This is a genomic window from Intestinibacter sp. (assembly GCF_051866655.1).
Taxonomy (GTDB): Bacteria; Bacillota; Clostridia; order Peptostreptococcales; family Peptostreptococcaceae; genus Intestinibacter.
In genome coordinates, this window is record NZ_JBJDXL010000485.1 from 1 (window position 1) to 11277 (window position 11277).

General features: G+C 32.5%; 12 protein-coding genes. 2 read left to right on the plus strand and 10 right to left on the minus strand.

From position 1 onward, the window contains the following. The 3 genes from ACI3VO_RS14650 to fsa form a co-directional block, all read right to left on the minus strand. Window positions 1–145, minus strand: a 145-nt coding sequence (locus ACI3VO_RS14650; RefSeq protein WP_439758637.1) for an HAD family hydrolase, incomplete at its 3' end; no start/stop codon positions are given. A 95-nt stretch (window positions 146–240) separates the two neighbouring features. Next, window positions 241–2223: a transketolase gene (tkt, locus tag ACI3VO_RS14655; RefSeq protein WP_439758627.1), complete on the minus strand. Its 1983-nt coding sequence runs from the start codon at window positions 2221–2223 to the stop codon at window positions 241–243. A gap of 62 nt (window positions 2224–2285) precedes the next feature. Next, on the minus strand, window positions 2286–2933 hold the full coding sequence (fsa, locus tag ACI3VO_RS14660; protein WP_439758628.1) for a fructose-6-phosphate aldolase: 648 nt from the start codon (window positions 2931–2933) through the stop codon (window positions 2286–2288). A 408-nt stretch (window positions 2934–3341) separates the two neighbouring features. Between fsa and ACI3VO_RS14665 the strand changes: the two genes are divergently transcribed. Further along, window positions 3342–4283 carry a TIGR01212 family radical SAM protein gene (locus ACI3VO_RS14665; RefSeq protein ID WP_439758629.1) on the plus strand — a complete coding sequence of 314 codons (942 nt, stop codon included), beginning with the start codon at window positions 3342–3344 and terminating at the stop codon, window positions 4281–4283. Between the two features lie 53 nt (window positions 4284–4336). On the opposite strand, the gene ACI3VO_RS14670 is transcribed toward ACI3VO_RS14665, so the two are convergent. Continuing rightward, entirely contained in the window at window positions 4337–5284 is a 948-nt protein-coding gene (locus ACI3VO_RS14670; RefSeq protein WP_439758630.1) for a DMT family transporter, read from the minus strand. Between the two features lie 122 nt (window positions 5285–5406). After that, window positions 5407–5973 (minus strand): DJ-1 family glyoxalase III, encoded by a 567-nt coding sequence (locus ACI3VO_RS14675; RefSeq protein ID WP_320627005.1) that lies wholly within the window; start codon window positions 5971–5973, stop codon window positions 5407–5409. A 137-nt stretch (window positions 5974–6110) separates the two neighbouring features. Here ACI3VO_RS14675 and ACI3VO_RS14680 point away from each other — a divergent pair, with 137 nt between their 5' ends. Next, window positions 6111–6698, plus strand: a complete 588-nt coding sequence (locus ACI3VO_RS14680; protein WP_439758631.1) for a zinc dependent phospholipase C family protein — start codon at window positions 6111–6113, stop codon at window positions 6696–6698. A 135-nt stretch (window positions 6699–6833) separates the two neighbouring features. On the opposite strand, the gene ACI3VO_RS14685 is transcribed toward ACI3VO_RS14680, so the two are convergent. The 5 genes from ACI3VO_RS14685 to ACI3VO_RS14705 form a co-directional block, all read right to left on the minus strand. After that, on the minus strand, window positions 6834–8321 hold the full coding sequence (locus ACI3VO_RS14685; protein ID WP_439758632.1) for an alanine/glycine:cation symporter family protein: 1488 nt from the start codon (window positions 8319–8321) through the stop codon (window positions 6834–6836). Window positions 8322–8579: 258 nt separating this feature from the next. Then, window positions 8580–9434: an ABC transporter permease gene (locus ACI3VO_RS14690; RefSeq protein ID WP_439758633.1), complete on the minus strand. Its 855-nt coding sequence runs from the start codon at window positions 9432–9434 to the stop codon at window positions 8580–8582. Continuing rightward, complete coding sequence (locus ACI3VO_RS14695) at window positions 9435–10349, minus strand: ATP-binding cassette domain-containing protein (protein ID WP_439758634.1); 915 nt, start codon at window positions 10347–10349, stop codon at window positions 9435–9437. A 1-nt stretch (window position 10350) separates the two neighbouring features. Then, window positions 10351–10764: a hypothetical protein gene (locus ACI3VO_RS14700; RefSeq protein WP_439758635.1), complete on the minus strand. Its 414-nt coding sequence runs from the start codon at window positions 10762–10764 to the stop codon at window positions 10351–10353. 10 nt (window positions 10765–10774) lie between these two features. After that, window positions 10775–11215, minus strand: coding sequence for a LytTR family DNA-binding domain-containing protein (locus ACI3VO_RS14705; RefSeq protein WP_439758636.1), 441 nt, complete (start codon window positions 11213–11215; stop codon window positions 10775–10777). Window positions 11216–11277 lie beyond the last annotated feature (62 nt).

The following is an 11277-nucleotide window of genomic DNA, read 5'->3' on the forward strand; positions in this document are numbered from 1 at the left end:
AATGTGCTCTTCCTGTGTTTATGCAGACAAAATGACCTGCCTCTTGTAATTTTTTTACAGCCTCCTTTGCTGATGGAACAATTTCATTTGTAGATCTATCTGTAAGTGTTCCATCTATATCAAAGAAAAAATATTTCTTTTTCATTGTATTGATTATCTCCCCTCTTATCCGTATTTAGAAAAAATAGACTTGGATAAATTCCAAGTCTACTTATATATATTTAATATTTATTTTCGTTATTATTTTCCTACAACCTTTAAAGCAGTTTCAACTACGTTTTCTACTGTAAATCCAAATTCTTTGAATAATGTTCCAGCTGGTGCAGATGCTCCAAAGTGATCTAGAGATATTATAGCACCATCTAAACCAACGTATTTATGCCATCCGAAAGAAGATGCAGCTTCTACAGCTACTCTGTTTCTTACAGCTTTTGGAAGTACGCTTTCTTTGTAAGCTTCGTCTTGAGCTTCGAATAATTCAAATGATGGCATACTTACTACTCTAGCGTCAACACCTTTTTGAGCTAATTCATCAGCAGCATTAAATATTAATTCTACTTCAGAACCTGATGCCATAAGTATTACGTCAGGAGTATCTTTCTTAGAGTCTTTTAATATATAAGCTCCTTTTAAAGCTACTCTTCCATCTATATCATATAGTGGTAATCCTTGTCTAGTTAAAACTAATGAAGTTGGTGTAGTCTTATTAGTTACAGCGTAGAACCAAGCAGCAGCAGTTTCATTTGAGTCAGCTGGTCTAAATACTGTCATGTTTGGTAAACTTCTAAGTGCAGCTAATTGTTCGATTGGTTGATGAGTAGGTCCATCTTCTCCAACACCTATACTATCATGAGTTAATATGTAAGTTACAGGTAAATTCATTAGAGCAGATAATCTCATTGCACCCTTCATGTAATCACTGAATACGAAGAATGTTGCACAGTAAGCTTTAAGTCCACCGTGAGCAGCTATTGCATTAGTTATAGCAGCCATTGCGTGTTCTCTTACACCAAAGTGTATATTTTGTCCACTTCTGTCTTCTTTAGAGAAGAATCCAGTATTTTTCATATCACTCTTATTAGATGGTGCTAAGTCAGCAGATCCACCCATTAAGTTTGGTACGAAAGCAGTTAATCTATTTAAAACATCTCCTGATGATTGTCTAGTTGCGCATCCTTTTTCGAATTTCCAGAAGTCTTGGCTATTTAATAATTCATCAGTTACGTCTAATTCATGCCATTTTTTATATTCAGCAGCTAATTCTGGGTAAGCTTCTTCGTATTTAGCGAATAATTCGTTCCATTCTTGTTCAGCTTTTTCACCGTTAGCTATGTATCCTGCCATGTTGTCGTAAACATCTTGTGGTACGAAGAATGGCTCAGCTTCCCATCCCATTAACTCTTTCATTTCTTTTATGTTGTCTTCACCTAATGGTTCACCGTGAGCTTTAGCAGAACCTTGTTTAGCTGGACAACCGTATCCTATTTGAGTTTTTACTATTATCATAGAAGGTTTATTAGTTTCAGCTTTTGCTTCGTCTATAGCTTTTGCTATAGCATCTAAGTCGTTTCCATCTTCTACTTTTAATACTTGCCATCCATAAGCTTCATAACGTTTAGCAACGTCTTCTGTGAATGCTATGTCTGTATTTCCTTCTATAGTTATGTTGTTTGAATCGTAAAGTAATATTAATTTTCCAAGTCCTAATGTACCTGCAAGTGAAGAAGCTTCAGCAGAAACACCTTCCATTAAGCATCCGTCACCTGTTATTGCATATGTATAGTGGTCTACTACATTAAATCCATCTTTGTTGAATTTGTCAGCAAGTTTTGCTTCAGCTATAGCAAAACCTACAGCATTACATATACCTTGGCCTAAAGGTCCTGTAGTTATTTCTACACCTTTAGTGTGACCGTATTCTGGATGTCCTGGAGTTTTACTTCCCCATTGTCTGAATTCTTTTATATCGTCTACAGTTATTCCATATCCGAATAAGTGTAATAATGCATATTCAAGCATTGATCCATGTCCTGCAGATAATACAAATCTATCTCTATTTTTCCAGTCAGGATTTTTTCCATTGTGGTTCATTTTTGTCCATAAAGTGTATGCCATACTAGCAGAACCAAGTGGTAAACCTGGATGTCCTGAGTTAGCTTTTTGTATAGCATCTCCAGCTAGTACTCTTATTGCATTTACGCATTTTGCATCTAAATTGTTCATATATTTCCTCCATTTATTTTTAAAACGTTGTGATAAAACCTAGTTGACTTTTTTTATTGTTTTTATTTTCCGAAAGTAGCTTCCCAATCTTTTTTGAATTTTTCTATACCTTGATCTGTTAATGGATGTTTTAACATTTGGTTTACAACTTTTGTTGGAACAGTTGCTATATCAGCTCCAGCAAGTGCTGCATCTATAACATGTATTGGGTTTCTAACGCTAGCTGCTATTATTTGAGTGTCTATATCGTGAACTGCAAATATTTCAGCTATAGTTCTTATTAAATCCATACCTGGTGTAGATATATCATCTAATCTTCCTAAGAATGGAGATACATATGTTGCTCCTGCTCTTGCAGCAAGTAATGCTTGAGTTGCTGAGAACACTAATGTTACGTTAGTTTTTATTCCTTCTTTAGTTAAAACCTTTACTGCTTTTAAGCCTTCTGCTGTCATTGGTATTTTTACTACCATATTTGGATGAATTGCTGCTATTTCGCGACCTTCTTTTATCATACCTTCAGCATCATCACTATTAACTTCTCCACTTATTGCACCATCAACTATAGATGCTATTTCTTTTATAGTTTCTTTGAAATCCTTACCTTCTTTAGCTATTAGAGATGGGTTAGTTGTAACTCCACTTATAACTCCCATATCGTTTACTGCCTTAATTTCATCAATATTAGCTGTGTCTAAAAAAAATCTCATGTTTTAATCCTCCTTAACGTTTTCATATCTCATACTTATTATAACATGTATTATTAGAATTGCTACAAAAATATAATAGTTTTTTTTATAAAATATGATATAAATTTTATTTTTGTATCTGAATTTTCAGAAAAAGTCGAAAAATGTAAATAAGGAAAACGTTTCGTAAAAATTACCGTTTTATAAATATTTAATAGCAATTTTACTTTTACTTTTGTAAAAATACTGTACTTTTGTAAACAAAATTATTTTTTCCTCTCCATTTTATAATTTTATTATATATAATTCTAAATTTCATATATAGTCACTTAATTTCCTCTTTATTGTGGAAAAAATATAATTTCCTATGAATTATAAAATTTTTATGTTAATATAATTAAATAATATCTATGAAAAAGGTGATTTAAGATGGCAAAATTTAAATATGCATTTGATGATAATAAAAGATACCATACATGGAACTACTACCTTAGAAATAATTTTGGAGAAAAAATATTTAAGGTCTCTTTAAATGCAGGCTTTACTTGCCCAAATTTAGATGGAAAAATATCACGAGGTGGATGTACCTACTGCAGCAATAGCGGCTCTGGTGATTTTGCAGGAAATCCAGCAAGTCCTCTAAGTGAGCAATTCGACGAAATAAAGGCTATGATGCATAAAAAATGGCCTCATGCTAAATATATAGCTTATTTCCAAGCCTACACAAATACCTACGCTCCATTAGAGGTATTAAAGCAAAAATACGAGGAAGCACTGACTTTTGAAAATGTAATAGGTCTTTCAATTTCTACAAGACCTGACTGCTTAGAAGACGACATTGTAGATTATTTAGACGAGTTAAATAAGAGAACTAATCTATGGGTTGAATTAGGACTTCAAACTATACACGACGAAACATCAAAAATAATAAACCGCGGCCACGACTACAAAGCATTTTTAGAAGGGCTTAAAAAATTACAGGACAGAAATATAAAGGTAGTCGTCCACATTATAAACGGGCTTCCTGGTGAAGACTACAAGATGATGATGGAAACAGCAAAGGCAGTTGCCGATATGAACGTACACGGTGTCAAAATACATCTACTACATGTCATAAAAAATACCGCACTTGCAAAATCTCTAGAAAAAAATGAATTCTGTCTTATGGATAGAGACGACTATATAAATCTAGTTTGCGATCAATTAGAAATCCTTCCACCTGAGATGGTAATTCACAGACTGACAGGAGATGGAAAAAGAGACGAGTTAGTAGGTCCTATGTGGAGCCTAAAAAAATGGGAGGTTCTAAACGATATAGATAAAACTCTAAAAGAAAGAGATTCATATCAAGGAATTTACTACAACAAATAAATAAAAAAATAGGGAGGAGACTTAAAACTAAAGTCTGGCTTCCCTATTTTTTATTATTTATCCTTTTCTACTGCAATCCCTATTTTTTCATATTCTAAATTATCTTCAAACTGCTCCTTTTCTGGTTCAATAGCCTTGACCGCAATAAATGTAGATGCAATCATAAACAACAATCCGACTAATTTTATAATAGAAAAATCCTCTCCAAGCAAGGTCCACCCTATTATAACAGAAAATACTAATTCAACAGACGCCACAACACCAGCAATAGATAGCTCTACATTCTTTGCTATTCCCATCGAATAAACTATATAAGCCATCGCACTAGGTATGACTGCTATACTAGCTATATATACAAAAACACGTATACTATCTATTTTAGAAATAGTCTCAATTGGATTGATTCTAAAACTCATCAAAATAGTAGCTATTAAAAACGCATAACAAGTCATAGTTATATTATCCATTTCCTTCAATGCCTTTTTGTTAAACATAGGAAGCATTGCATAAGTTATAGCAGCCATTATCCCTGCAAAAATACCCAACAAATTTAAATTTTCTATTTCAATTGAGCCTCCTGTAACCGCTAAAAATGCTCCTATTACGCAAAATGCAAGAGATATAAGCTTGATTCTATTGATTTTTTCCTTATAAAGAATTCTAGAAAATATTGCCACAAATAAAGGCGATACATATAATAAAACCGCCGCCATCGATGCCCCGACCATACAAATAGAATTCATATAAGCTATATTAAATATAAATTGACAGAATACCGCTATACCAAGTACATATAAAATGCCTTTTTTAGTTATTTTAAACATTGTAGGCATTGTCAACTTCCCATAAATAGTGATTATTATAAATCCGCCTACCATTCTAAAAAAACCGATTTCCCCTGAGTCAAAATTATAACTGCTAATCTTACTTACTAGAAATCCAAGAGTAGACCAACATATTCCAGCCAACAAAATATAAACATATCCTATTTTTGTTTTCATAAAAAACTCCTCCACACAATGCCGTATTTAAATATCCACTAAATTCACCTAAATAAATTAGAGTGTAAAATATTTACACTCTAATTGTATCAGCTTTTATATAAAATTTTATTAAAAGTTTGTTATTTTATACAATCTACATAAAAATTGACTAACATATCTTCTTTTATAGATTTTGCTTTATCTTCATATCCTAGCTCTTCTAGTATTCTAAATCCAAATTCCAAAGCTGTAGCTGGACCTCTACTAGTTATTATATTTTGGTCTACAACTACTAATTGATCTTCTAAGTAATTTACCTTATCTCTTCCCTTTATAAATCCTGGATAAGATGTGCATTTTTTATCTTCTAATAGACCGAAAGCTTCTAGAGTTTGAGGAGCTGCACATATAGCTGCAACTATTTTTCCTTCTCCTGCTAGCTTGATAGCCATGTTTTTTACTCTTTCGTCAAGTAGATTGTCAGCACCTGGAAGTCCACCTGGTAATACTACTGCATCGTATTCATCTTGATTTACATCGTCTATTATACAATCTGATTTTACTATTATATCGTGTGTTCCTCTAACATATTCGTCCTTTATAGAGCATAAATCACATTTTACACCTGCTCTTCTCATAACATCTACAACTGATAGCGCTTCTATTTCTTCAAACCCATCAGCTAAAAAAACCAATACTTTTTTCATAATCTAAATCTCCTTTACATTTAATACATCTAAATTCTAGTTGTAAAAATTTTTTTTTATTGGTATTATAAAATAGAGTTAAGTAAAAACTTAAACTATAACTTAATTATATAATTATTATATGGAAGGTGCAATTAATGATTTTAAATACACATTTAACAATTTCACAGGCTCTAATAGAAAATTTAGATCCTGCTAAATCTTTTTTCCTAAGTGAAAAGAATTTTATCTACGGCAACATCAAACCTGACATGACTTCTAAATATGTTTTACATAAACATTATTTAAAGGAATCTTTTGACATGATTATAAATAAAATAAAATCTCTTTGTAAGTTATCCTTAGACTTTATCGAAAAATATTTTTCTGTTAGCAAATTTAGTCAAGAATTAGGCGTTATATGCCATTTTCTATGTGATTTCTTCTGTGTACCACATAGCCAACGCTGGGAATTTTCTCATAGCTTCAAAAAACATGTGATATACGAAAGAGATCTTCAAATAGTGACTAAGGAGACTGATTTTTCTAAGCTTGAAAGAGATCCAATCCATAATATCGGTGTAGAAGAATTTTTTAATAGATTATACAGACAGTACGTTAAAGGAGAAGACTTTAAAAACGACCTATTCTTCTCAACTTATATGTGCAACAGTGTAGTCGACTATATATTAGATTGCATATTAGAAAATACTGTTAAATCTTACTCCCTACAAATTTGTAGCTAGTAAGTCTAATACAAAATTATATTAATAGAAAAATATGAACTGGATGTTAAATTTTACATCCAGTTTTTTTATAAAAAAATAAGGTCTCCTAAATATTAAGAGACCCAAAAGTATATTAGAAAGAGTTTTATCCTATTACGCTTTGTTAGAGCTTCTTTTTTCCCAGAAATCTGCTCCCTTTATTCCTAGCTTGATAGGATCGAAGCTTATTTCATCTCTAGGAATACCAGCCTTCATCTGTGCCTCATAATCATTGAAGCAAATGAAAACTGTCTTAGATAGTATCAGTATGGCGATTAAGTTTAACCATGCCATCATACCGACTCCTATATCACCCATAGTCCACGCAAGACCTGCAGACTTGACACAACCAAATGCAGTCATTCCCAATAGAACTATTCTCAAACAATTTATAGATAATTTACTAGATTTTCCTCCAGTAAATTTTTTAACTAGATAAGTCAAGTTGACCTCTGCTATATAGTAATAAGCCATCAATGTAGTAAATGCAAAGAAGAAAAGTGCTATTGCTACGAAAGCTCCACCGAATCCTGGTATCAATGTATTTATAGCATCTTGAGTATAAACAGGACCTATATCAGGTATTCCATATTGTGGCATATTTTGAACCATAACATTTTTTGTGTGTTCATTAAAAGTATTATAGCAGCCTGTCATAAGTATCATAAATCCAGTTGCAGAGCAGACAAATAATGTATCAACGTAAACTGAAAACGCTTGAACAAAACCTTGCTTAGCTGGATGAGAAACCTCTGCTGCAGATGATGCCTGTGGGCCAGTACCTTGACCAGCTTCATTTGAGTAAACACCACGTTTTACACCCCAGGCGATTGTAGAACCTAATATTCCACCGAAGCTCGCCTCTGCTCCAAATGCAGACTTAAATATTAAAGCTAAAACCCCTGGTAAATCACCTATATTGGCAATTATTATAACTATTGCCATTAATATATAAGCGCCACCCATGAATGGAACTATAAATTCAGCGGCAGAACCAATTCTCTTAATTCCACCAAATATAACTATACCTGTTAAAATAACTAAAGCCACAGCAGTAATATTTACATTTATACCAAATCCATTTTGTATAGATACTGCTATAGAGTTTGATTGTACTCCTGGAAGAAGTATACCTATTGCTATAACTGTAACTATTGCAAATAATGTAGCATATGCCTTTGAAAACTTCGTGCTTCCAAGACCTTTTTCGATGTAGTAGGCAGGTCCTCCACGATATTCACCGTCGTGCTCCTCTTTGTAAAGCTGACCTAGAGTAGATTCTGCAAATGCAGATCCTGCTCCTAAGAAAGCTATTGCCCACATCCAAAATAGTGCTCCGGGACCACCCCATGCAATTGCAGTTGCAACCCCTGCTATATTACCTGTACCTATACGACCTGCAAGTGCTGTACAAAATCCCTGAAAAGATGATATCCCTTGTTCAGATTTTTCTCCACCAAGTAAAAGTCCTACCATTTCTTTAAGATTCCTAATTTGTGAAAATCTAGTTCTTACACTAAAATAAATCCCTGAAACAAAACAAAGTCCAACTAGCCAGTTACTCCATACAATGCTGTTTACAACATTAATTACATTCTCCATAATATCCCTCCCTTTCTGTTTTTTAATGGCTAAATTTTAATTAAATATAAACTATTATTTATATTTGTATTAATTTAATTGTATATTTTTTTATATATACTAGTGTTAGAGCTTTGTTATAATCTAGTAAGAAAAAATTAACTCTTGTTAAAAATTTTTAAACGTTTTTTCAAATATTCTGTATTTTACGCTAAAAAAAGACAAGCCCATCTCTTCAAACTCGTCTTTTTCTATAAATTATTAAATTTTATTGTTAATTTATTTTTTCTTTTTTGATATTATAAATATCGCCAATAAAAAGAATACGACTGCTGAACCGATTAATATCATTATGCTAGTTGTATTTGATACTAGCTTATCGTTTAAATAATAAACTACTCCCATGCTTTCCTTGAACTCATCTACATAGCTTGTAGGTATATTTGAAAACGAAACCTCCATCTGTCTTTGCATAAATATCTGTCTAAGTATGCTTATTCCGTGTGAAGTTGGAAATAATTTAACTACAGTTTGGACTGACTCTGGAAGCATTGATATCGGAAGGTATATTCCTGTTATAAATCCTATAAGTGTACCTATTATTGTACTCGCAGTTGAAAATGCCTTTTCGCTGTTAAATAGAGAAACTATAAACAATACCATCGCACTGTTTGAAAGTGTAGTCACTAATATTACTAGAAATACCTCTACAAGCTGATTTAATGTCAATGCCTCTGCCCCGCTGTATATTAAATAAGCCTGTGAAATAGCTAATGCAACTACTGACATTATACTACCAACTACAAAAGAACTAACTATATATCCTCCTATTAGCTTAAAATTCTTCATAGGAGAAACTGTAAAGTCCTTCATCTTGTTTTTAGACTTATCCTCTACCATTATTCCAAATGCGCCCATATTAGCTGTGACAGATGTGACTCCTATAAGTCCAGCTATGATCCAGCAGTTCATGAGCTGCTTTGCCTCTTTTATATTTTGTAAAGAATCTGCCCATGCATCTCCTAAAAATAATACATACAATCCTAAAACTATAAATACTGCAAGTAGTGAAAAAAATACTGCTGTTTTATCTCTGAAAAATACCTTTAAATTTCTATTTGCAAAAGCTAACATCTATCTTATCTCCCTTCCTGTAATTCCTAAAAATACATCGTCCATGCTTCCCTTTATCACTTCAAAGGAATCTATATAATCTCTACAGTCATCTATTATTTTTATACTATCTAATGTCGTGTCTAGGTTTAAAATTATATCGTTATTTTCTACTGAGAAATTATAATTATTTGAATTTAAATAATGAACTAAATAGCCCTTATTTCCGTTGTGAGTCGATATAATCATCTTGTCCTTTGTGTATTTTTCTTTTAGCTCATCTGTTGTCCCCTCGGCTGCTATTAGACCATGATCCATGACTATTATGTAATCTGCCACAGCAGCTTCTTCCATATAATGAGTTGTAAGAAAAACTGTCATGTTATTTTTAGTTTGAAGCTCTCTTACCATATCCCAGACCTTTCTTCTAGTCTGTGGATCTAGCCCTGTAGTCGGTTCATCTAAAAATAAAATCTTAGGCTTATTTATAAGCGCCCTCGCTATGTCTACTCTTCTCCTTTGGCCTCCTGATAGCTTTTTATATTGTCTATTTAGAAATCCCTCTATCTCTGTAGCCTTTGCCACCTCAGCTAAGTTTTTTTCAAACTCAGCTTTAGACATATTGTAGAATTTGCTTCTAGCTTTTAAATTTTCCTTAACTGTTAGAAACTCGTCTAGTACGCTGTCCTGAAAAACTACTCCTATTAGAGATTTAATTTTGTCGTCGTCTTTGCCTATTTCATAGTCTCCTATTTTTATTTTGCCGTCATCTGGCTTTAAGAAGGTACACAGCATATCTATTGTAGTAGATTTTCCTGCCCCATTTGGCCCTAGAAATGCGAATAATGAGCCTTCATTTACATAAAAGTCAATTCCCTTGACCGCCTTTACATCTTTATACGATTTTTTTAAACCGCTTACTTCTATTATCTTCATTTTAACGTCCCCCTTTTTTATCGTTCTCCGCTATTTTTTTATTTATTTGTTCAGATGTTATACTGTTTATTAAAAATAAAGCTACATAAGTTATTAGATAAACTGTTATAAATATACCGCTAGTTATCGCAACATATTTAAATTCCCATGTAAACCACTTCATTATTCCTCCGCCTACACCTAGTACTGATACTGCTATACTCAGCATCTGTAAAAGCATATATACAGGCTGACTTTCTATATTTAATTTATCTATAAAATACATAAATACGCTTATAAGAGTTGTAACTGTAAAAAGCTGTAAGTTAAACATCCAGTTTAGCTCTGTTATACCCATACCGTTTAAAATCGATATTATAAGCATAACTGCTGTATAAGAAATACAATCGATAATTATCAAATCTATTTTCTTCATTTCAGACCTCCTAAATTCCAAATTTCTTTTTAAATGCAGGCACGTAATGTCTGTTTATCAATACCTTTTCTTGATTTTTTAATGTCGCCTCTAGTTTGCCGTTTATAAGTGGCTTTATGCTCTGCAATTTTTCTATGTTGAGTATTATGGATTTACTTACTCTTATATATGAAGTATTAGCTAGCTGTTCTTCTAGCTCGTATAGCTTCAAGCTCGCCTCGTACACATCTTTTTCTAGATAGACAAATGTTTTTTCCTCGATGCTCTCTATATAATAGACATCCTTTAGCGATATCTGGTAAATTTCCTTGTCCTTTTTTCCTATTATTGAAAACGAGTAAAGTCTTATTTGGTCGATTAGCTTCTGTAATCTCTCATCTATTACTTGACCGCACTTTATATTTATTTCTATCTCTTTATTATCTGATGATTGCTCTATTGTTAATTTCAAAATTGTTCCTCCTTGTATAATGTAGTTGTAATATTTAATAGAAAACTTTCAAGTAATCTACC